Here is a 21226-nt window from a genome sequence, read left to right as displayed (position 1 = left end):
CACGGCGGCCGTGTGCCTCAGCGGCTGTCCGCCGCGCAGGCGGAGCAGACGACCTGGTGCAGGGCTGTCCGGTCCATCTCGACCGCCACGTAGGAGCGGTCGCAGGCGTGGCAGCGGACGCGGGCTTCCCAGATGTCCTCGACCTCGTCGCGCGGGTCGCTGCTGGTGGTGGAGCGGACGGGGTCGGGGCCGAACAGGAGCGCCAGCCAGTACAGCCCCGCCGCCAGGGCGACCGTCACCAGCGGCGCGAGTTGCGCGAGCACGGCGTGCGCCGTCTGCTCGGTGAGGGTGATGCCGATGGCGGACGCCACCACCCACGACCCGGCTCCGGCCGTGATCGGGGCCAGCCTGAGGGGCCGGAACTCGGGCAGCCCGTCGCGGTCGGCGCCGCGTACCGCGATGTGGACCAGGGCGATGGCCACCCACGCGGTGACGAAGACGCCCTGCCAGGCCAGAGCGCGCAGCAGGTAGCCGAGGACGTCGGTGAGCATGAGCAGGTACGCGATGGCTCCGGCGACGGCGACCCAGGCGGCGCGCGGCAGCCTGACCCGCAGGACGCGGGCGGCGAAGGCCTCCAGGTTGGTGGAGGCGAGGTAGTAGTTGGCGGTGTTGATGCGGGTCTGGGACACGAAGATCACCGCGACGCCTGCGAATCCGAGGGTGTGGAGGAACGCGTCCACCACGCCGGTCTCGGAGCCGGCGATGTGCCAGGCACGCAGCAGGTAGATGCCGATCAGGCCGTTGACGGCGAAGGTGCAGAGGTAGAAGACCCAGCCGAAGGTGACGTTCGCGTGGAAACCCTGGTCCTCGGCCCGGCCGAAGCGGGCGTAGTCGATGGTGTACATCATCATGATCCACACGCCCATGTAGATCAGGTACGAGGTGAGCCAGCCCGGGAGCGCTCCACCGGCCGCCGCCGAGTGCAGCCAGTCGTGCGGGTAGCCCCTCTTGACGGTGGCCATGACGACGACGGCGACCAGCCCGGCCACGTACAGCGGGAGCAGCACTCCGTTGAGCTTGTCGAGCCAGATCCGGACTCCGCCGATGACCAGGGGCAGGGCGTAGAGCACCACGGCGAGGTACCAGATCCTGATGTCACCGCCGAAGTACTTCTGGAAGGCCACCGCGATGATGGATCCCTCGAACACGCCGTAGTAGAGAGCGGTGGCCGCGAAGATCAGAGGTGCGAGCGCCGAGCCGAGCACGCCGAACAGCCGACGGGAGAGCAGCGCGACGGTCAGCCCCGTGCGGGCGGCGTACCGGGACAGCACGAGGTTCACCACTCCGTAGGTCAGCACCGACAGGGCCATGCCGACAACGGTGGCCGGAGTACCGACGGCGTCCGCCGAGGTCACCGCGACGTACAGCCAGAACATGGCCGAGAACAGGGCCCCCCAGGCCATCGCCAGCGACCAGCGGCCGGATCGCCAGGACAGCGGTACGACATGCGTCGAGTAGTCCTCGGTGGCGGCCTCCTTGACGACTCTGGGGTCGTCGGCGAAGGAGACCTCCAGCGCCGGGTCGGGAGTCGTGGACATGAACGTCTCCGGAACGAAAGCGCACGATATCTGGTCTGTGCCTTTTCGACCCTATTGCGCCTTCGGTCATTGTGCCTTCGGTCCCGGACAGCACCTGGCCCCGCCACCCTCGGGCGAGGGCGGCGGGGCCAGGTCACGCAGGTCTCACAGGACACTCACGCCCTGCGGCGTTGTCCGGCTCACACGTCGAAGTAGAGCTCGAACTCGTGCGGGTGCGGACGCAGCTGGAGCGGAGCGATCTCGTTCGTGCGCTTGAAGTCGATCCACGTCTCGATCAGGTCGGACGTGAAGACGTCGCCCTGGAGGAGGAACTCGTGGTCGGCCTCGAGCGAGTCGAGGACGGCCGACAGCGAGGTCGGGACCTGCGGGACGTTCGCGTGCTCCTCGGGAGCCAGCTCGTACAGGTCCTTGTCGATCGGCTCGGCCGGCTCGATCTTGTTCTTGATGCCGTCCAGGCCCGCGAGGAGCAGGGCCGAGAAGGCCAGGTACGGGTTGCCGGAGGAGTCGGGCGCGCGGAACTCGACGCGCTTGGCCTTCGGGTTGGAGCCCGTGATCGGGATACGCATGGCCGCGGAGCGGTTGCGCTGCGAGTACACCAGGTTCACCGGGGCCTCGAAGCCCGGCACCAGGCGGTGGTACGAGTTCACCGTCGGGTTGGTGAAGGCCAGCAGCGACGGGGCGTGCTTGAGGATGCCGCCGATGTAGTAGCGGGCGGTGTCCGACAGGCCCGCGTAACCGGCCTCGTCGTAGAACAGCGGGTCGCCGTTGCTCCACAGCGACTGGTGCACGTGCATGCCCGAGCCGTTGTCGCCGAAGATCGGCTTCGGCATGAAGGTCGCGGTCTTGCCGTTGCGCCAGGCCACGTTCTTCACGATGTACTTGAACAGCTGCAGGTCGTCCGCGGCGGCGAGCAGCGTGTTGAACTTGTAGTTGATCTCGGCCTGGCCGGCGGTGCCCACCTCGTGGTGCTGGCGCTCGACCTTCAGACCGGCCTTCTCCAGCTCCAGGGAGATCTCGGCACGCAGGTCGGCGAAGTGGTCGACCGGCGGGACCGGGAAGTAGCCGCCCTTGTAGCGGACCTTGTAACCACGGTTGTCCTCGAGGGCGCCGGTGTTCCAGGCACCCGCCTCGGAGTCGATGTGGTAGAAGGACTCGTTCGCGCTGGTGGCGAAGCGGACACTGTCGAAGACGTAGAACTCGGCCTCGGGACCGAAGTACGCCGTGTCGGCGATCCCCGTGGAGGCGAGGTAGGCCTCGGCCTTCTTCGCCACGTTCCGCGGGTCGCGGGAGTACTGCTCGCCCGTGATCGGGTCGTGGATGAAGAAGTTGATGTTGAGCGTCTTGTCCCGGCGGAACGGGTCGACGCGTGCGGTCGACAGGTCGGCGCGCAGCGCCATGTCGGACTCGTGAATGGCCTGGAAGCCACGGATCGAGGATCCGTCGAAGGCGAGCTCGTCGTCCGGGTCGAACGCCTCAACCGGCACCGTGAAGTGCTGCATCACGCCCGGCAGGTCGCAGAAGCGGACGTCGATGAACTTGACGTCCTCGTCCGCGATGAACTTCTTGGCCTCGTCGGCGTTCTGGAACATCCAGCTCCTCCTACTCCCGACCGTCCGTGCCGGGGTGGTAGTTCGTTCGTGCGGCCAGTGCGGTGGCACACGCTGAAAGCCGACCTTAGGGACGGGCGGTTTCTCAGGCATGACCCATTTGTTTCTGTCAGGTTAACCGGGTCGTGCCTCCGTGACCCCGGCTTCCGGGTCGCCGAATCGGGAGCGATACCGTGGACGGGTGGACAACAGGCAAGCAATCGGATCGTGGCTCTCCGGTCCCCGCGCGGCCATGGAAGAAGCCGGGGCGGACTTCGGATACCGCGGGGAGCACCTCGGTCTGCCGGAGCACGGGTCGGGCTCCATCGCCCGCCCCGGCCGACGCATCGGCGCCCTCGCCGTCGACTGGGGCCTGTGCGTCTTGATCGCATACGGTCTGATCACCCACGGCTACGCCCCGGCGACGAGCAACTGGGCGCTGCTCGTCTTCTTCGTGCTCGGCATCCTCACGGTCGGCACGGTCGGCTTCACCCCCGGAAAGCGTCTTTTCGGACTGCGGGTGGTGGCCCTGGGCACGGGCCGGGTGTCGCCCCTGCGCGCGGTGCTCCGCACGCTCCTGCTGTGCCTGGCCGTTCCGCCGCTGATCTGGGACCGGGACGGCAGGGGGCTGCACGACCGGATGGCGGGGACGGTCGAGGTCAGGATCTGAGGTTTCCGCCGGGCCCCGAAACGTCGATCGGCCGTCCGAGACGTGACGTCTCAGGACGGCCGATCGACGCGATCCGGGCCTGTCGGCTCATCGGCCCTTCGGGCCGCCTCGGGGCATCCGCATCCCCTTCGGCAGGGGACCCTTCGGGAGCGGCATGTTGCTCATCAGATCACCGAGGGCCCGCAGTCGGTCGTTCGTGGCGGTCACCTGAGGACCGGTGAGCACCCGCGGGAACTTCAGCATCGTCGTGCGCAGCTTCTTCAGCTCGACCTGGCCCTCGCCCGTGCCCACGACGACGTCATGGACCGGCACGTCCGCGACGATGCGCGCCATCTTCTTCTTCTCCGCGGCCAGCAGGCTCTTGACCCGGTTCGGGTTGCCCTCGGCGACCAGGACGATGCCGGCCTTGCCGACCGCGCGGTGCACCACGTCCTGGTTGCGGTTCATCGCGACCGCCGGGGTGGTGGTCCAGCCGCGGCCGATGTTGTCCAGGACCGCCGCTGCGGCGCCCGGCTGGCCCTCCATCTGGCCGAAGGCGGCGCGCTCGGCCCGGCGTCCGAAGACGATCGCCATCGCGAGGAAGGCGAGCAGGAGGCCCAGAATGCCGAGATAGATGGGGTGGCCGATCAAGAAACCGATCGCGAGGAAGACACCGAAGGTGATGATTCCGACAGCCGCGAGTACAAGACCGATCTTCGGATCGGCCTTGCGGGTCATCTTGTAGGTCAGGGCGATCTGCTTCAGTCGCCCGGCGTTCGCAGCGTCCGCTGCAGTTTCCTTCCTCGCCATGCCACGCAGTCTACGTGGCCCGGGAAGCGGCTACGACGGCAGTGCCGGGGTGGAGCGGTGCGGAGCGGTGGGGACGCTCCGGTGCGCCGGGGAGGCGGCGCGTGACGGCCCTGAGCGGGACCGCGTGGCCGTGACGAGCGCCACACCGCGGGGCCTGGACCGGGTGTTACGAGCGGGACGCCGCGGCCTCGAGGACGCGCTCGGCCTCGACCCGGTCCTTGGCGCGGCGACGGTCCTCCAGGACGGAGGTCCAGGCGTTGCGACGGGCGGTCCGCTGGCCGCCGCTCATGAGCAACGACTCGATGGCACGGAGTGCATCGGTGAACGACGGGATCGCGTTGGCACGTACGGGTGCGGCCTGCATGGTGGAGGTCCCCCCTCGGGTCGGCGGCTCGTGGCCTGGGTGCTACGGGGCGTAAAGCCAGGCTCACTGTTTGGTGTTACCAGGACGTGACCGACCGGTCAAACGCCAATGAAGCCTTGCTGCGCGGCGTGAAAAGCCGGACGCGGCCCCGACGGTGCCCGCAAGCTGCGGGGACGGCCGGGACCGCGTCAATCGGCCACTACCAGACGGTAGCCGCTTGTGTGCGGATTCACACACGGAAACTGGCACGGGGTGCCACCATCAGGGTGACCGCCGGGTCAGACGGCCTGTGCGGCGATGTATGTGCCGCCCTGCTGCGGAGCATCCGCCCGACGCTGTTCGACGGCCATCTGGTACAGCCGCCCGGCGCGGTAGGAGGAGCGGACCAGTGGGCCGGACATGACGCCGGAGAAGCCGATCTGCTCGGCCTCCTCCTTCAGCTCCACGAACTCCTGCGGCTTGACCCAGCGTTCCACGGGGTGGTGGCGGACGCTCGGGCGCAGGTACTGGGTGATGGTGACCAGTTCGCAGCCGGCGTCGTGCAGGTGGCGCAGGGCCTCGCTGACCTCCTCGCGGGTCTCCCCCATGCCGAGGATGAGGTTCGACTTCGTCACCAGGCCGTAGTCGCGGGCCGCGGTGATCACCTTCAGGGAGCGCTCGTAGCGGAAGCCGGGGCGGATGCGCTTGAAGATCCGCGGGACGGTCTCGATGTTGTGGGCGAAGACCTCGGGGCGGGAGGAGAAGACCTCCTCGAGCTGCTCCGGGACCGCGTTGAAGTCGGGGGCGAGGAGCTCGACCTTGGTGCGGCCGGCCTCGCGGTCCGCCGTCTGCAGGTGGATCTGCCGTACGGTCTCGGCGTACAGCCATGCGCCGCCGTCCTCCAGGTCGTCGCGGGCGACGCCGGTGATGGTGGCGTAGTTCAGGTCCATGGTGACCACGGACTCGCCGACGCGGCGCGGTTCGTCGCGGTCGAGGGCCTCGGGCTTGCCGGTGTCGATCTGGCAGAAGTCGCAGCGGCGGGTGCACTGGTCGCCGCCGATGAGGAAGGTGGCCTCGCGGTCCTCCCAGCACTCGTAGATGTTCGGGCAGCCGGCTTCCTGGCAGACCGTGTGCAGGCCCTCGCTCTTCACGAGGTTCTGCATCTTCGTGTACTCGGGACCCATTTTCGCCCGGGTCTTGATCCACTCGGGCTTGCGCTCGATGGGGGTCTGGCTGTTGCGGACCTCCAGGCGCAGCATCTTGCGTCCGTCGGGTGCGACTGCGGACACGTCGGCTCCCTGTAGCTTCGATTCTTCGGCGTACACCAGGGTACGCCCGTGGTTGTCTGCCCCCGCGTTGAGGCCAACCTGGGGGCCGTGGGGTGCATTCCCCTGCCGGTGTTCGGGACTTGTTCCGCCCCGCCGCCCTTCCCGGGGAGCTGCGCCCCCAGACCCCGCTGTCGGCCGTGCGGCTCGTCCTCGAACTCCCCCAGGCCTTTCGAGCAGGAGGGACCCCGGACGGGCTGAGTCCAGCCCTTCCGGCGTCTCAGGAGCGGGGGCGCGGGCGGAGCCCCCGGCGGGGGTCAGGGGCGGGGCCGGTTCAGGGGCGGGGGCCTGGAGGGCGGGAGGGGTGGGGGCGGCGGGGGCGAGGCAAACCCCCGGCGGCCCCTCACGCCGACGCCCGCTCGACCTCCCGCGGCTTCAGCTCCGCGTTCTCCAGCACGTCCCGCAGGTGCCGCTCCACCACCGGCAGCACCTCCTCGATCGTCACGTCCCGGCCCAGCTCGTTCGCCAGGGACGTGACCCCCGCGTCCCGGATCCCGCACGGGATGATCTTGTCGAACCACGCGTTGTCCGGGTTCACGTTCAGCGCGAAGCCGTGCATCGTGACACCCTTGGCGACGCGGATCCCGATCGCCGCGATCTTGCGGTCCTCCCGCCGCTGCCCCGCGTTCGACGGCGCGTACTCCGGACCGTTCAACCGCGGGTCGAACTCCTCGTCCTGCAAGCGCGGGTCGAAGTCCAGGGAGAGACCGCCCAGGGAAGGGCGCTGGTCGACCGGGTCCCCGAGGACCCACACCCCGCTTCGGCCCTCCACCCGCGTCGTCTCCAGGCCGAACTCCGCACACGTGCGGATCAGGGCCTCCTCCAGGCGCCGTACGTGAGCCACCACGTCCACCGGGCGCGGGAGCTTCTGGATCGGGTAGCCCACCAGCTGGCCCGGGCCGTGCCAGGTGATCTTGCCGCCGCGGTCCACGTCGATGACCGGCGTGCCGTCCAGGGGCCGCTCCTCGGGCGCCGTGCGCCGGCCCGCCGTGTAGACGGGAGGGTGCTCCAGGAGCAGGCAGGTGTCCGGGATCTCGTCCGCGAAGCGGGCGGCGTGCACCCGCCGCTGCTCGTCCCACGCCTCCTGGTAGTCGACGGCATCGGTCCCGAACCCCATACGGACGAACCGCAACTCACTCACGGCAAGCGCCTCCCTAGAAGCCTCGTAAGGCGCGAAACGCGCCCACGCCACTGTACGTCCGGCCCGGGAGAAGGGTGCCGCCCGGGCCACCGTCAGCTCGACCCAGCAATCCTCACACGATCGGATGAATGGATACGGAAGACTGCGATCGTCTGCTCACTCTCCGCTACATTCACGCCGTCCACCAGGCCATTAGGGCTGCTCACAGACGATTTCAGTGGCAGGCAGGAGACCGCACCGCAGATGACGGAACGACCCGCGCAGCGCACCCCCAACCGACAGCTCGCCGCGCTCATCGCAGAAGCGGGGTTCTCCAACGCAGGTCTCGCCCGTCGCGTCGACCAGCTGGGCCTCGAACACGGGCTTGATCTGAGATACGACAAGACATCCGTGACACGCTGGCTGCGCGGGCAGCAGCCGCGCGGCACCACCCCGGCGCTGATCGCGGAGGTGTTCACCCGCAGGCTCGGACGCCGGCTCACCGCCCAGGACCTCGGGCTCGACGCCTGCGCCCCGGTGTACGCGGGGCTGGAGTTCGCCGCCACCCCCGAGGAGGCCGTCGACATCGTCAGCGGCCTGTGGCGCAAGGACTCCGGCAGCCACGCCGAGCTCCGGAAGATCGCGTTCACGCCGGCCGGGCTCGTCGTCCCCAGCCGGGACTGGCTGATCGGGCGCCCCGACGACAAGGTCGCCCGAGGCGAGAGCGCCCCCCGCGTCCCGGCCCAGGGCCGCCCCGCATCCCCCAAGTTCTCGACTTCGCTCGAACAGGGGGGACCCCCATCCCGGCAGCGCGGCCAGTCCGAGCGCGGCCCCGGCCAGAAGGTCACCGGCGGAGACATCGCCGCCCTGCGCTCGGTCGGCGAGCTGTTCCGCGCCCTCGACAACGCCTACGGCGGCGGCCACGCCCGCCAGGCCCTCGTGCGCTACCTGGAGCACGAGGCCGAGCCGATGCTCCGCGGCACCTACGGCGAGCAGACCGGCCGCAGGCTGTTCGCGGCCGCCGCCGATCTGACCCGGCTCGCCGGCTGGACGTCGTACGACATCGGCGCGCACGGCCTCGCCCAGCGCTACTTCGTCCAGGCCCTCAGGCTCGCCCAGGCCGCCGGGGACCGGATGTACGGGGCGTACGTGCTGGTCACGATGAGCCGCCAGGCCGTCTACCTCGGCCACGGCCGCGAAGCCGTGCAGCTCGCGCGGGTGGCACAGCAGGGTGTCGGCACCTCGGCGCCGCCCGTGGTGCAGGCGCTGCTGCACGCCGTGGAGGCGCGCGGGCACGGCGTGCTCGGCGAGGTGCGCGCCTGCACGTCCTCCCTCGTACGGGCCGAGCGCGCGCTGGAGTCCGCCCGGCCCGGCGAGGAGGTCCCGTACTGGGCGCGGTTCTTCGACGAGGCGCAGCTCGCCGACGAGTTCGGGCACTGCCACCGGGACCTGCAGCAGTACCGGGCCGCCATCCAGCACGCCGAGCGCTCGCTGCAGCTGCGGGCGCCCGGCTACGCCCGCAGCCGGCTGTTCTGCCGGGTCGTGCTCGCCACCGCGCGGCTCGGCCTGGGCGAGCTGGACCAGGCGTGCCAGCTCGCGGCCGAGGCCGCGGGGCAGGCGGCGGAGATGCGGTCGGTGCGGGCGACGGAGTACGTACGGGACTTCGAGCGCCGCCTGGAGCCGTACAAGGACGCCGCCCCCGTGCGCGGCTACCGCGACAAGGTCGCCGCCCTGCACTGACCCCGGGCCGCTCAGGCCGCCGTCGGCAGCGGGTCCGCCAGCTTGGCCGGAGCCGTGCCCAGGTCCGCGAGGACCGCGGAGGCGGCCCGGTGGCCCGAGTGCAGTGCTCCCTGCACCGTGCCCGTGTCCCGGTGGTCGCCGCACACGTACAGACCGGCCAGCAGTCGCACCGGCCGGCGTACGTCGTGCGGCGGCCGCATCACCGGGACGGCCCGCGCGGTGTGGTGCACGGCGAGCGTCTCCCACCGCGTGGTCGAGGTGCCGTACAGACGGGTCAGATGGGCGCGTACGGCGCCGTCGACGTCCTTGGGCGGCGCGCCGAGCACGGTGGAGGAGACCAGGGGCCGGCCCGCCGGTGCCCGGGACGGGTCCACCAGGCTGACCACCGCCGTGTGCGCCACCGGGCCGTCGCGGTCCGCGTCGAGGAGCAGTGACGCGCCGGTCGGCGGCGGCTCGTCCATCGTGTGGTGGACGACCGTGACGGGGTGGAAGTCGGGGACGCGCAGCCCGGGCAGCAACTCGGCGGCGGCATGGGCGTCGGTGGCCAACAGCACGGCGCGGCAGCGGAATTCGCCGTGCTCGACGGTGGTGACCGAGGTGGTGGAGATCGAGGTGGCGCGCACGCCCGTGTGCACCGTGCCGGGCGGCAGCGCCTGCGCCAGCAGCTCGGGCAGCACCTCCGCGCCGCCCTCCGGCAGGCACAGCCGGCCGGTCGCGAAGGCGCGCAGCGCGAGTTCGGCGGCGTGGCTCGACATGCCGAGCTCCGGGTCGCACAACAGTGCGGCGAGCAGCGGACGCAGAAAGCCCTCGACCGTACGGGCGGGCATCCCACGGGCCGCGAGCGCGCGTCCGGCGGGCAACTCGGGCCGCGCCAGCAGCCGTTCCACGGGGGTCGCGGCCATCCGGGCCAGTGCCGCGTTGAGTCGCGCCTGGTCCACGGCACCGCCGAGCGCGGCAGGAGACCCCGCCGCCCTCGGCCGGAGGGCCCGCACGCCGGTCGTTCCGCTCCCCGGGCGGGGCGCACCGGCAAGAGCCCGCACGGCGTTGAGCGCTCCCCGTGCGCCCCCTGCCATCGGGAGAGCGCCCGCGCGCCGGTGGCGGCCGCCGCTGTGCACCAGGACCCCCGGTGCGAAGGGGCGCAGGACGAGCTCCTCGAGCCCTGGCGTCAGGCCCAGTTCGGGATACGACGTGGACAGGAGCTGTCCGACGCGGTCGAGCCGGAAGCCGTCGACCTTCTCGGTCGACATCCGGCCGCCCACACCATGGGCGGCCTCCAGGACGGTGGTACTCACTCCTGCTCTGGTCAGCCGGTGGGCCGCCGCGAGGCCCGCCACCCCGGCCCCCACGATGACGACGTCCGCCTGATACACGGGCTTCAACACGTGCCCCTCCTCGAGGTTGCGCGGTCGGCGAAGACGTCATGCCCGCGACCGGCTTCAGGAATACCCGAGTTCTGCTCGAGGGTAGAGCCACGCACGGTCAAGTGAAGTCGCGCATCGACAGAGCACGGTCGCACGGCGGTCGCATGTGGTCGAACGCGAAAGGTTTCGTGCCGTCGGCGTGCCGACCGGTCACTGCCGGAGCGCCACCCGCAGCGCGTCCTCGATCTCGGGGAACGTGAAGGAGAACCCGGACTCCAGCAGCCGCTTGGGCACCACCCGTGCGCTGCCGAGCACGTCCCCGGCCATCTCGCCGAGCGCGAGCCGCAGTGCGGGCGCGGGCACCGAGAAGAGCGTCGGCCGGTGCAGCACCCGCCCCATCGCCGCAGTGATCTCACGGTTCGTCAGCGGCTCAGGAGCCGTCAGGTTGAACGGCCCGGAGAGCCCGTCCGTGCCCAGCAGGTGGCGGATCGCCGCCACCTCGTCGTACAGCGAGATGAACGACCAGTACTGGCGACCGTCTCCCATCCGCCCGCCGAGCCCCGCCCGGAAGAGGGGGAACAGCCGGCCCCAGGCGCCGCCTTCACGGGCCACCACCAGTCCCGTGCGCAGGAACACCGTCCGCACACCCGCCTCCCGCGCGGGATCCGTCGCCTCCTCCCACTCCACGCACATCCGGGACAGGAAGCCGTCCCCGGGCGGGGCCTCCTCGTCGACCACCCGGTCCCCGGTCTCGCCGTAGTAGCCGATCGCGCTCGCGTTCACCAGGACGCGCGGCGGTTCGGGCAGGGAGGCGACGGCCTCCGCGAGCGCCGCCGTACCGAGCACCCTGCTGTCCCGCAGCGTCTTCTTGTACGCGTCCGTCCAGCGGTGGTCGCCGACCCCGGCCCCGGCGAGGTTGACCACCGCGTCGCACCCGGCCAGCCCGGCCGTGTCGATGTACTGTCCCTCCGGATCCCAGCAGACCTCGTCCTCGCCCCAGGCCGCGCGACGCACCAGGCGCACCACCTCGTGCCCCTCCGCCACCAGTGACCGGACCAGGGCCCTGCCGATGAGTCCGGACGCACCGGCCACGGCGATCCTTGAAAGTTCCATGAAATCCATCCTGCCCGTCGCCGCTTAAAACCCCGGTCAGGACATGCGTACCCCGCCGTACAGTGACCTTCATGCCCGCTGCGTACATACGGCTCGCCATCCCCGACGACGAGGACGCGCTCGGCCGGCTCGACCGGGAGACCTGGTCCCCGCTGCACGCCGTCCAGCCCCGCCCCCGGCCGCCGTACAGGCCCTTCTACGACGAGCGCTTCGGGCCGCGGGACCACCTCGTCGCGGAACTCGACGGCACCCTCGTCGGCTACGTCCGGCTCGCGTTCCCGACCTCGCTCGCCTGCAACTCCCACGTCCGGCAGATCCAGGGCCTGGCCGTCGCCGAGGAGGCGCGCGGCGCCGGCGTCGGCCGGGCGTTGCTGCGGGCCGCCCAGGACGAGGCCCGCCGCCGCGGCGCCCGCCGCATCACCCTGCGCGTCCTCGGCCACAACACCCCCGCCCGCAAGCTCTACGAGTCCGAGGGCTTCGTGGTGGAGGGCGTCCTGCCCGAGGAGTTCCTGATCGAGGGCGAGTACGTCGACGACGTGCTCATGGGCCGCTCCTTGTGACGCCCGCGGCTCAGGAACACTTGCACCGTGCCCTCCCGGGGCGCGTGGCCTGCGAGGACCCCTCAGGACGTGACGAGCTCGCCCGTGTCCACGGGTGTCGTGGCGTTCGCCGCCCGCTGGGCGTCGCCCGCCACCTCGTCGGCCGTCAGCACGTACCCCGTCTCCTGGTCGGAGGTTGACCGGGCGAACACCACGCCGTACACCTCGCCGTCGGTGCTGAGCAGCGGGCCGCCGGAGTTGCCGGGCAGGACGGTGGAGCGGACGGAGTAGATCTCCCGGGTGACGGTGTTCGTGCCGTAGATGTTCTGACCCGTCGCCTGGATCTTGTTCGCCACCGTGGCGGCCCGCAGTGTCAGGTCGCCGTCCTGCGGATAGCCCGCGACCACGGCCGCGTCACCGCGCTTGGCGCTGTCGTCGAAGCGCAGCACCGGCGCCCGCAGATCCGGCACGTACAGCACGGCCACGTCCCGGTCGGGGTCGAAGAGCACCACCCGGGCGGCGTACGCCGGTCCGACGCCGCCGACGCGCACGGTCGGGTGGTCGATGCCGGCCACCACGTGGGCGTTGGTCATCACATGCCGCGCCGCGTACACGAACCCGCTGCCCTCGCGGCCCTGGAGGCCCGAGGCGCCCTCGATCTTGACGGTGCTCAGCTTGGCGGCGTTCGTCGCGCTCGGCGTGACGTTGTCCCCGGAGGGCTTGGCCACCGTGGCCGTCGGCTCGTTCTCGAACGGGTTGAAGACCTGTGGGAAGCCGGCCTGGGTGAGCGCGGAGGTGGCGCGCGAGAACCAGGTGGGGGTGGTGTCCGGCATCACGTTCTGCACGGCGCCCAGCAGCCGAGAGTCCCGGATCGCCTCCGTGACCAGAGGTGACGATGAGGCGCCGAGGACGCTGGCGGCCACCCACGCCACGATCAGCACCGCCAGCGAGTTCGCCGCCGCCCCGCCGATCCCGTCGGCCACCCTGAGCGGCCCGTGGTCCAGCTCGCGCCGCAGCTTCAGCGCGAGCCGGCCCGCCAGCTCGTGGCCGATCGCCGCCGGGACCAGCACCGTGAACACCGCCGCCACCGTGGCCGCGGTCGTCCCCCGCGTCACCAGATGCATCACCCAGGGCAGGACCCACACGCCGACGACGGCACCGCCCACGAAACCGGCCAGGGAGACACAGCCGGCCACCAGTCCGCGCCGGTAGCCGGACGCCGCGTAGGCCAGGATCACCAGCATCAGAAGGATGTCGAGCAGGTCCACGAAGCCGCCTTTCTCTTGGACCCCTTAGTACGCGCAGCGGGGTCCCGGTGATCAGCCCCACGCACGCGGCGCGCGGAAATCGGCCCCGACGCCGACCTGCGCTGCACCACCCGGGGGACCACCTCCGGACCGCCGGCCCGCCTGCGGTTGCCCGGTTGACCCGCGCGGCGCGCCACTGGTGAAAACGTCCTGGACCCGGACGATGGTTCCACCGGGTGGCACACCACACATCGCGGACGCGAGGGAGGGGATGGACAGTGGGTCCATGCGTGTCTTTCGAAGAGCACGAAGGGGCAGAAGGAGACGCCCGCTCCGTTCGCTCCGTTCGGTGCGGATCTCGGGCGCCGTCCTGCTGCTGGTCGGCTGTACGCCCGGACTCACCGCCGGTGCCGCGCTGCTGATCGGGACGTCGGGTGCCGAGACCCAGGTCGAGGTACGGCGCCCACGGCCGGTCGGCGCCCGCTCCGCCCTCCTGCACACGGCGCCCAGGCCCCGCATCCTGTCGAGGTCCGCCTGGGCGCAGGCGGAGGAAGGCGCCGGAAGCCGGCCGGCGCCGCGCTACGACGACAAGGTCGTCGCCGTCTTCGTGCACCACACCGCCTCGCCCAACCGGTACGACTGCGCCGACACGCCCCGCATCATCCGGGCGCTGTACGCGGGCCAGATCGGCAACCGCCGCTGGGACGACATCGGCTACAACTTCCTGGTCGACCGCTGCGGCACGATCTACGAGGGCCGCGCCGGCGGAGTCGAACGCCCCGTCACCGGCGCCCACACCCAGGGCTTCAACCACCGCACGTCGGGCATCGCCGCCATCGGCACCTTCTCCCAGGGCGTGTCCGTACCCCGGGCGATGACCGACGCGATCGCCGCCCTGGCCGCATGGAAGCTGGGTCTCGCGGACATCGACCCGCGCGGCAAGGTCGAGCTGGTCTCCAGCAACGGCCAGAGCCGGTACCAGGAGGGCAAGACCGCCCTGCTGCCCGCCCTCGCCGGCCACAACGACGGCTACATGACCAACTGCCCCGGTGCGGCCCTGACCGCCCTGCTCCCGTCGATCAGACAGAAGGCGGCCCACCTCCAGGGCAGGAGATGAGGGCCCGTCACACCCCTGCGTCCCGTTCCGCCCTCGGCCCGGTCCACAGCGACGCCACAGGTCGTCCGCAGGATCCTGAGAGCCCGGCGGCCTACGGTTTCGGCAACAGCCGACCCGGAGGTGTGGATCATGGGCAGCAGCAGTACGGAGACGCGGAGGACGAGCACCTGGGCGGGGGGCCGTGCGCAACCCGTGGACGGTGCTCTGCGCGGTCGCCGCGGTCGTCCTCGGCCCGGCCGCGACCAGGGCGACCGCTCTCGCCCAGGCCAACAAGGCGCCGCTCCACCAGGCGGCGAACCCCGGACGGGCGCCACACCCCCACCTCCCGGGCGCCGGCCAGGCACAGGCCTACCTGCCCTCGGAGGCCCTCCGCCGGCGCGATGGGGGTCCACCCGCTCGAGCGGAGGCGACAGTGGGGGAGTGAGCGTCAGGCCCGGAAACGGTCCCACAGTCCCGGATAGCGCTCGGCCAGCACGGACTCGTTCTCCAGGTCGAACGGCGTGCCCTCCGGCTCCGCGGGCGCGGGCGGGATGCCGAGGTCGGGCGTCTCGGTGCCGGTGAGCTGTTCGTACGCCTCATCCGCCGCGTAGCCGAGTTCCTCTCCGTCGCCGTCGATCTCCTCGTCGAACTCCTCCAGCAGGTCGGCGAGCGAGTCGGGATCGTGCAGCGCGCCCTCGAAGACATGCCGGCCCTGGCCGATCAGCCAGCACCGGAAGGAGTCGAACACGTCGTCGCTGGCCCCGTCGAGCAGCACCCAGGCGGCACCCCACAGGTCCCAGCGGTAGGAGCGGTTGAACCGGGACTCGAAGTGCCGGGCGAAGTCCACGACCGACTCCGGGTCCAGTTGCAGCAGCCGCTCGACGAGCACGTCCGCCTGTTCCTCGGGGTCGCCCTCGGCGGCCTCGCGGCTCGCGTCCACCAGCTCCCAGAACTCCATCTCGTCCATCACGGGACCAGCATCGGCCTTCAGCGCAAGGGACGCACGCGGAGTTCACCGGCACGTCAGGAGGCGTAGAGCCCGGCGAGCCGCCGGGCGTCGCTCGCGAAACGCGCCCGCAGCCCCTCGGGGGACAGCACCTCGACCTCCGGGCCGAGCGCAGTGAGCTGGGTGTGCGCCACCTCCTCGGATTCCACGGGCAGGGTCGCCGTCACCCAGCCGCGCTCGTCCGGGGCGCCCGCGTCCCGCAGCGCCGCCCGAGCCGAGGTGCGGCCGACGGCGTACGGCAGTCTCCTCACGCCGTCCTCGGACAGCCGCACCACGACCTCGGCCCGCAGGATGGACCGCGCGAACTGCTCGGCGCGCTCGGCCCAGAAGGCGGGCAGGTCGAACTCCTCGTCCCGGGCGAACCGTTCCCCGCCCACGTCCACGGCCGTGAAGCGGTCGACGCGGTACACCCGGAAGGAGCCGTGCCCCCCATCCCCTGGGGCGGGCCGCTGCGGCTCGCCGATCCGCGCGCACAGGTACCAGACGCCCGCCTTCAGCACGAGCCCGTAGGGCTCCAAGTCGCGTTCCACCACGTCCTCGCCGCGCCGGTAGCGCGCGGTGACCGGCCGGTCGTCCCACACGGCGTCCGCGACCGCCGGGAGCAGGGCGGGTGCCTCGGGCTCCTTGAACCAGTCGGGTGCGTCCAGATGGAACCGCTGCGCCGCCGTGCGCGGCGCGTCGCGCAGCGAGGGGAGGAGGGCCGCCGACACCTTCAGACGGGCTGCCGAGGCCGCGTCCTGAAGACCCATCTCTCGCAGCGCGCCCGGTACGCCGCTCAGGAACAGCGCCTCCGCCTCGCTGCGCGCGAGACCGGTCAGCCGGGTGCGGTACCCGCCGACCAGGCGGTACCCGCCGATCCGCCCCCGGTCCGCGTACACCGGGATCCCCGCCTCCGACAGCGCCTGAGCGTCCCGGGTGACGGTCCGCTCGGACACCTCCAGCTCCTTCGCCAGCTCGGCGGCGGTCATGGAGGGCCGGGACTGGAGCAGCAACACCATCTTGATCAGACGAGCGGCACGCATGGGTTCATCATGCCGGGGACCACTGACAGGGAAGGGGTACGGCGAGACCGCCGTACCCCTTCACCGGACTCGAGCCCTTACAGGCCGTACTTCTCCCGGGCCTCCTTCACGGCCGCCGCCTTGACCTCGCCGCGCTTCGCGAGCTGGGCGAGGGCCGCGACCACGATCGACTCGGCGTCGACGCCGAAGTGGCGGCGGGCCGCCTCACGGGTGTCGGACAGGCCGAAGCCGTCGGCGCCCAGCGAGGACCAGTCCTGCTCCACCCACTGCGCGATCTGGTCCGGGACCTGGCGCATGTAGTCGGAGACCGCCAGCACCGGACCCTCGGCGCCCTGCAGCGCCCGGCGCACGTACGGCACCCGCTCCTCGCCGCGCAGCAGGGCCGCGTCGGCCTCCAGGGCGTCGCGCCGCAGCTCGGTCCAGGAGGTCGCCGACCACACGTCCGCGGCCACGCCCCACTCCTCGGCGAGCAGCTTCTGCGCCTTCAGCGCCCAGTGGATCGCGGTGCCGGAGCCCAGCAGCTGGATGCGCGGGGCGTTGGCAACCGGCGCCAGGCCCGCGGACTCAGCCGTGTTGAAGCGGTACAGGCCCTTGACGATGCCCTCGTCGATGCCGGGGGCAGCCGGCTTCGCGGGCTGCGGCAGCGGCTCGTTGTAGACGGTGAGGTAGTAGAAGACGTTCTGGTCCTCGCCCGGGGCCGCCTCGCCGTACATCCGGCGCAGGCCGTCCTTCACGAGGACCGCGATCTCGTACGCGAACGCCGGGTCGTACGTCAGCGCCGCCGGGTTGGTCGCCGCGATGACGGGGGAGTGGCCGTCCGCGTGCTGCAGGCCCTCACCGGTCAGCGTGGTACGGCCGGCCGTGGCGCCGACGAGGAAGCCGCGGCCGAGCTGGTCGCCGAGCTGCCACATCTGGTCGGCGGTGCGCTGCCAGCCGAACATCGAGTAGAAGATGTAGAACGGGATCATCGGCTCGCCGTGCGTCGCGTACGACGTGGAGGCGGCGATGAAGTCGGCCATCGAACCGGCCTCGGTGATCCCCTCGTTGAGGATCTGGCCGTTCTCGGCCTCCTTGTAGTACATCAGCTGGTCGCGGTCGACCGGCTCGTACGTCTGGCCCTTGGGCGAGTAGATGCCGAGGGACGGGAAGAGGCTCTCCATGCCGAAGGTGCGCGCCTCGTCCGGGACGATCGGCACCCAGCGCCTGCCCGTCTCCTTGTCGCGGACCAGGTCCTTGACCAGGCGGACGAACGCCATGGTGGTCGCCACGTTCTGGGAGCCGGAGCCCTTGTCGAAGGCGGCGAAGGCCTTCTCGGCGGGGGCCGGCAGCGGGGCCACCGGGTGGACGCGTCGGGCCGGGGCCGGGCCGCCGAGGGCCGCGCGGCGCTCCTGGAGGTAGCGGACCTCGGGGGAGTCGGCGCCCGGGTGGCCGTAGGGGACCACGCCGTCGACGAAGTCGCTGTCCTTGATCGGCAGGCCGAGGCGGTCGCGCATCGCCTTGAACTCGTCCACCGTCAGCTTCTTCATCTGGTGGTTCGCGTTCTTCGACGCGAAGCCCTCGCCGAGGGTGTGGCCCTTGACGGTCTGGGCCAGGATCACGGTCGGCGCGCCCTTGTGCTCCAGGGCGGCCTTGTACGCGGCGTAGACCTTGCGGGCCTCGTGACCGCCGCGCGAGACGTGGAAGCACTCGAGGATCTTGTCGTCGCTCAGCAGCTTCGCCATCTCGACGAGCGCCGGCTCCTTGCCGAAGAAGTCCTCGCGGATGTAGGCGGCGTCGCGGGTCTGGTACGTCTGGACCTGCGCGTCCGGTACCTCGCGCAGGCGGCGTACGAGGGCGCCGGTGGTGTCGAGGGCGAACAGCTCGTCCCAGGCCGTACCCCACAGCGTCTTGACGACGTTCCAGCCGGCGCCGCGGAACTGGGCCTCCAGCTCCTGCACGATCTTGAAGTTGGCGCGGACCGGGCCGTCGAGGCGCTGCAGGTTGCAGTTGATGACGAAGGTGAGGTTGTCCAGCTCCTCACGGGCCGCCAGCGCGAGAGCCGCCGTCGACTCCGGCTCGTCCATCTCGCCGTCGCCGAGGAAGGCCCAGACGTGGGAGGCGGAGACGTCCTTGATGCCGCGGCTGGTGAGGTAGCGGTTGAAGCGCGCCTGGTAGATCGCGGAGAGCGGGCCGAGGCCCATCGACACGGTCGGGAACTCCCACAGCCAGGGCAGGCGGCGCGGGTGCGGATAGGAGGGCAGGCCGTTGCCGCCAGCCTCCTGGCGGAAGTTGTCCAGGTGCTGCTCGGTCAGGCGGCCGTCGAGGAAGGCGCGGGCGTAGATGCCGGGGGAGGCGTGGCCCTGGATGTAGAGCTGGTCGCCCGAGCCGTCGCCCTCCTTGCCCTTGAAGAAGTGGTTGAAGCCGGTCTCGTAGAGCCAGGCGGCGGAGGCGAAGGTGGCGATGTGGCCGCCGACGCCGTGTTTGCTGCCGCGCGTCACCATGGCCGCCGCGTTCCAGCGGTTCCAGGCGGTGATCCGGGCTTCCATCTCCTCGTCACCGGGCACGGACGGCTCGGCGGCGGTCGGGATGGAGTTGACGTAGTCGGTCTCGAGGAGCTTCGGCAGCGCGATGCCGGTGCCCTCGGCGCGCTCCAGCGTGCGGCGCATCAGGTACGCGGCACGGTGCGGCCCGGCCGCCTTGGCGACGGCGTCCAGGGAGGCCTGCCATTCGGCGGTCTCCTCGGGATCGCGGTCCGGGAGCTGGTCGAGCTCGCTCGGCTGGATGGCCTGGGGGTCGGTCATGTCGCCGCCTTCCTCAGTCGAAGGGGGTGCCCTCATCGGTAAGGGTCGGGGGTGCCCTTGGTCTTTGGCAGGACAGGGCGTGGGCTCCGGTGAGAGTCCATCGGGGACTCTAACTCTCTGATCGATGATCGATCAAAGGGTTGAGGGGCAAAACCTCTTGATCACGAGAAAGTCGGCACGGGGTGCCTCCAATGCTGGCACCGGGTGACGTTGTGGCTCGGGGTTCTCGCAGGTGAGAGTGCGTCTGAGCGTGGGGCCGCTCTGGTGTTCGGGGTGGCCGCGGGGTGTCGAAAGACGTCACGCCCTCGGCGCGCAGCCGAGCACATGAGCCTTCACCAGGTCCGCGATCCTCGGGTCACGGCGCCTGAACGCCTGCACCAGTTCCTCGTGTTCCTCCGCGTACGACTGCTGGACCGTGCCCAGCCAGCGGATCGACAGGGCCGTGAAGACCTCGATGCCCAGGCCCTCCCAGGTGTGCAGCAGCACCGAGTTGCCCGCCGCCCGGACCAGTTCCCGGTGGAAGGCCACAGTGTGCCGTACCTGCGCCGTACCGTCCGACCTGCGGTCCGCCTCGTAGAGCGCGGCCACGTGCGGTTCCAGCGCCGAGCAGTCCTCGGCCAGCCGCTGGGCCGCCAGCTCCGCCGCGATCGCCTCCAGACCGGCCCTGACCGGGTAGCTCTCCTCCAGGTCGGCCGCCGACAGGTTCCGCACCCGTACGCCCTTGTTCGGCGCCGACTCGATCAGCCGCAGTGACTCCAGCTCCCGCAGGGCCTCGCGCACCGGGGTCTGGCTGACCTCCAGCTCGGTCGCGATCCGCCGCTCCACGATCCGCTCGCCCGGCTTCCAGCGACCGCTGACGATCCCCTCCACGATGTGCTCGCGGATCTGTTCGCGCAGCGAGTGGACGACGGGCGCGGTCATGAGGGCTCCTTAGAAAGGGGCGATCCATACAGCGGCCCGAAGGGCCTCCTTGAGGGTGGCGGTCGGGCGACGGGCGGGACCCCGGGGGCGTTCGACGTTTAGACAATACGGCCGCCACCGCCTGGGGGAAGGGCGCATACCGGCGCTTTTGCGCAGGTGAGACGAGGCTTACACCCGGCAAAAGCGACGCCCCCGCCCGGAGAGCTCCGGGCGGGGGCGTCGCACAGCCGTATCCCTGAGGGGATCAGAGGCCGAGCTCGACCTCGAACTCGCCCGCCTCCAGGATCGCCTTGACCGTCGTCAGGTAACGGGCCGCGTCGGCGCCGTCCACCAGACGGTGGTCGTAGGACAGGGTCAGGTACGTCATGTCGCGGACGCCGATGACCGTACCCTCCTCCGTCTCGATGACGGCCGGACGCTTCACCGTGGCGCCGATGCCGAGGATCGCGACCTGGCCCGGCGGCACGATGATCGTGTCGAAGAGCGCACCGCGCGAACCGGTGTTGGAGATGGTGAAGGTCGCGCCGGACAGCTCGTCCGGGGTGATCTTGCTGGCGCGGACCTTGCCCGCCAGGTCGGCCGTGGCCTTGGCGATGCCGGCGATGTTGAGGTCACCGGCGTTCTTGATGACCGGGGTCATCAGGCCCTTCTCGGAGTCCACCGCGATACCGATGTGCTCGGTGTCGAAGTAGGTGATGGTCCCCTCGGCCTCGTTGATCTTGGCGTTGATGACCGGGTGGGCCTTCAGCGCCTGGGCGGCGGCCTTGACGAAGAACGGCATCGGGGAGAGCTTGACGCCCTCACGAGCCTGGAACGCGGCCTTCGCCCGCTCGCGCAGCTTCATCAGGCGGGTCACGTCGACCTCGACCACCGAGGAGAGCTGAGCCTGCTCGTGCAGCGCCTTGACCATGTTGTCGCCGATGACCTTGCGGATCCGCGGCATCTTGATGGTCTGGCCACGCAGCGGGGAGGCCTCGAGCGCCGGGGCCTTCGCGGCCGGGGCGGCGGCGGCCGGAGCCGGGGCTGCGGC

The 21226-nt window shown here is 71.1% G+C and carries 18 protein-coding genes; 4 read left to right on the top strand and 14 right to left on the bottom strand.

Annotation, left to right across the window (positions count from 1 at the left end):
- Window positions 1-17 precede the first annotated feature (17 nt).
- Both C3488_RS27485 and glnA read right to left on the bottom strand, forming a co-directional pair.
- Window positions 18-1538, bottom strand: a complete 1521-nt coding sequence (locus tag C3488_RS27485; RefSeq protein ID WP_103843614.1) for a cytosine permease — start codon at window positions 1536-1538, stop codon at window positions 18-20.
- Between the two features lie 179 nt (window positions 1539-1717).
- Window positions 1718-3127 (bottom strand): type I glutamate--ammonia ligase, encoded by a 1410-nt coding sequence (gene glnA, locus C3488_RS27480; RefSeq protein WP_103843613.1) that lies wholly within the window; start codon window positions 3125-3127, stop codon window positions 1718-1720.
- A 199-nt stretch (window positions 3128-3326) separates the two neighbouring features.
- On the opposite strand from glnA, the gene C3488_RS27475 reads away from it, so the two are divergent.
- Complete coding sequence (locus C3488_RS27475; protein ID WP_103843612.1) at window positions 3327-3794, top strand: RDD family protein; 468 nt, start codon at window positions 3327-3329, stop codon at window positions 3792-3794.
- An 87-nt stretch (window positions 3795-3881) separates the two neighbouring features.
- On the opposite strand, the gene C3488_RS27470 is transcribed toward C3488_RS27475, so the two are convergent.
- The 4 genes from C3488_RS27470 to lipB all read right to left on the bottom strand — a co-directional run bounded on the left by C3488_RS27470 (window position 3882) and on the right by lipB (window position 7392).
- Entirely contained in the window at window positions 3882-4583 is a 702-nt protein-coding gene (locus C3488_RS27470; protein WP_103843611.1) for a DUF4191 domain-containing protein, read from the bottom strand.
- 166 nt (window positions 4584-4749) lie between these two features.
- Window positions 4750-4947: a hypothetical protein gene (locus C3488_RS27465; RefSeq protein WP_103843610.1), complete on the bottom strand. Its 198-nt coding sequence runs from the start codon at window positions 4945-4947 to the stop codon at window positions 4750-4752.
- A gap of 278 nt (window positions 4948-5225) precedes the next feature.
- Window positions 5226-6215: a lipoyl synthase gene (gene lipA, locus C3488_RS27460; RefSeq protein WP_103843609.1), complete on the bottom strand. Its 990-nt coding sequence runs from the start codon at window positions 6213-6215 to the stop codon at window positions 5226-5228.
- Between the two features lie 379 nt (window positions 6216-6594).
- Window positions 6595-7392: a lipoyl(octanoyl) transferase LipB gene (gene lipB / locus C3488_RS27455; RefSeq protein ID WP_103843608.1), complete on the bottom strand. Its 798-nt coding sequence runs from the start codon at window positions 7390-7392 to the stop codon at window positions 6595-6597.
- A gap of 243 nt (window positions 7393-7635) precedes the next feature.
- Here lipB and C3488_RS27450 point away from each other — a divergent pair, with 243 nt between their 5' ends.
- Window positions 7636-9111, top strand: a complete 1476-nt coding sequence (locus C3488_RS27450) for a regulator (protein ID WP_103843607.1) — start codon at window positions 7636-7638, stop codon at window positions 9109-9111.
- Window positions 9112-9122: 11 nt separating this feature from the next.
- On the opposite strand, the gene C3488_RS27445 is transcribed toward C3488_RS27450, so the two are convergent.
- Window positions 9123-10493, bottom strand: coding sequence for an NAD(P)/FAD-dependent oxidoreductase (locus tag C3488_RS27445; RefSeq protein WP_103843606.1), 1371 nt, complete (start codon window positions 10491-10493; stop codon window positions 9123-9125).
- 189 nt (window positions 10494-10682) lie between these two features.
- Window positions 10683-11585: a TIGR01777 family oxidoreductase gene (locus C3488_RS27440; protein WP_103843605.1), complete on the bottom strand. Its 903-nt coding sequence runs from the start codon at window positions 11583-11585 to the stop codon at window positions 10683-10685.
- 71 nt (window positions 11586-11656) lie between these two features.
- On the opposite strand from C3488_RS27440, the gene C3488_RS27435 reads away from it, so the two are divergent.
- Window positions 11657-12145 (top strand): GNAT family N-acetyltransferase, encoded by a 489-nt coding sequence (locus C3488_RS27435; RefSeq protein WP_181139217.1) that lies wholly within the window; start codon window positions 11657-11659, stop codon window positions 12143-12145.
- Between the two features lie 62 nt (window positions 12146-12207).
- Here C3488_RS27435 and C3488_RS27430 read toward each other — a convergent pair whose 3' ends face one another.
- Window positions 12208-13392, bottom strand: a complete 1185-nt coding sequence (locus C3488_RS27430) for a MarP family serine protease (protein WP_103843603.1) — start codon at window positions 13390-13392, stop codon at window positions 12208-12210.
- A gap of 328 nt (window positions 13393-13720) precedes the next feature.
- On the opposite strand from C3488_RS27430, the gene C3488_RS27425 reads away from it, so the two are divergent.
- The gene (locus tag C3488_RS27425; RefSeq protein WP_374955463.1) at window positions 13721-14488 is read left to right on the top strand and encodes a peptidoglycan recognition protein; all 768 of its coding nucleotides are present in this window, start codon (window positions 13721-13723) and stop codon (window positions 14486-14488) included.
- Between the two features lie 427 nt (window positions 14489-14915).
- On the opposite strand, the gene C3488_RS27415 is transcribed toward C3488_RS27425, so the two are convergent.
- The 5 genes from C3488_RS27415 to C3488_RS27395 all read right to left on the bottom strand — a co-directional run.
- Window positions 14916-15434, bottom strand: coding sequence for a DUF4240 domain-containing protein (locus C3488_RS27415; protein ID WP_103843600.1), 519 nt, complete (start codon window positions 15432-15434; stop codon window positions 14916-14918).
- A gap of 56 nt (window positions 15435-15490) precedes the next feature.
- Complete coding sequence (locus tag C3488_RS27410; protein ID WP_103843599.1) at window positions 15491-16495, bottom strand: YafY family protein; 1005 nt, start codon at window positions 16493-16495, stop codon at window positions 15491-15493.
- 77 nt (window positions 16496-16572) lie between these two features.
- On the bottom strand, window positions 16573-19275 hold the full coding sequence (gene aceE, locus C3488_RS27405; RefSeq protein WP_103843598.1) for a pyruvate dehydrogenase (acetyl-transferring), homodimeric type: 2703 nt from the start codon (window positions 19273-19275) through the stop codon (window positions 16573-16575).
- 297 nt (window positions 19276-19572) lie between these two features.
- A complete protein-coding gene (locus C3488_RS27400; protein ID WP_103843597.1) occupies window positions 19573-20196 on the bottom strand; it encodes a GntR family transcriptional regulator in 624 nt (207 codons plus the stop codon).
- 244 nt (window positions 20197-20440) lie between these two features.
- Window positions 20441-21226, bottom strand: a 786-nt coding sequence (locus C3488_RS27395; RefSeq protein WP_181139216.1) for a 2-oxo acid dehydrogenase subunit E2, incomplete at its 5' end; no start/stop codon positions are given.

The organism is Streptomyces sp. Ru72, from assembly GCF_002920635.1.
Classification (GTDB): Bacteria; Actinomycetota; Actinomycetes; order Streptomycetales; family Streptomycetaceae; genus Streptomyces.
Note: the sequence above shows the minus strand (reverse complement) of the source record. Positions and strands in the feature narration are given on the sequence as shown.

Excerpts from the sequence above, each read along its gene's own strand:
- aceE (WP_103843598.1), bottom strand. The coding sequence starts at position 19,275 with ATGACCGACCCCCAGGCCATCCAGCCGAGCGAGCTCGACCAGCTCCCG.
- C3488_RS27485 (WP_103843614.1), bottom strand. The coding sequence starts at position 1,538 with ATGTCCACGACTCCCGACCCGGCGCTGGAGGTCTCCTTCGCCGACGAC.
- C3488_RS27440 (WP_103843605.1), bottom strand. The coding sequence starts at position 11,585 with ATGGAACTTTCAAGGATCGCCGTGGCCGGTGCGTCCGGACTCATCGGC.
- C3488_RS27435 (WP_181139217.1), top strand. The coding sequence starts at position 11,657 with ATGCCCGCTGCGTACATACGGCTCGCCATCCCCGACGACGAGGACGCG.
- C3488_RS27410 (WP_103843599.1), bottom strand. The coding sequence starts at position 16,495 with ATGCGTGCCGCTCGTCTGATCAAGATGGTGTTGCTGCTCCAGTCCCGG.
- C3488_RS27400 (WP_103843597.1), bottom strand. The coding sequence starts at position 20,196 with ATGACCGCGCCCGTCGTCCACTCGCTGCGCGAACAGATCCGCGAGCAC.
- C3488_RS27450 (WP_103843607.1), top strand. The coding sequence starts at position 7,636 with ATGACGGAACGACCCGCGCAGCGCACCCCCAACCGACAGCTCGCCGCG.
- C3488_RS27415 (WP_103843600.1), bottom strand. The coding sequence starts at position 15,434 with ATGGACGAGATGGAGTTCTGGGAGCTGGTGGACGCGAGCCGCGAGGCC.
- C3488_RS27470 (WP_103843611.1), bottom strand. The coding sequence starts at position 4,583 with ATGGCGAGGAAGGAAACTGCAGCGGACGCTGCGAACGCCGGGCGACTG.
- glnA (WP_103843613.1), bottom strand. The coding sequence starts at position 3,127 with ATGTTCCAGAACGCCGACGAGGCCAAGAAGTTCATCGCGGACGAGGAC.
- C3488_RS27465 (WP_103843610.1), bottom strand. The coding sequence starts at position 4,947 with ATGCAGGCCGCACCCGTACGTGCCAACGCGATCCCGTCGTTCACCGAT.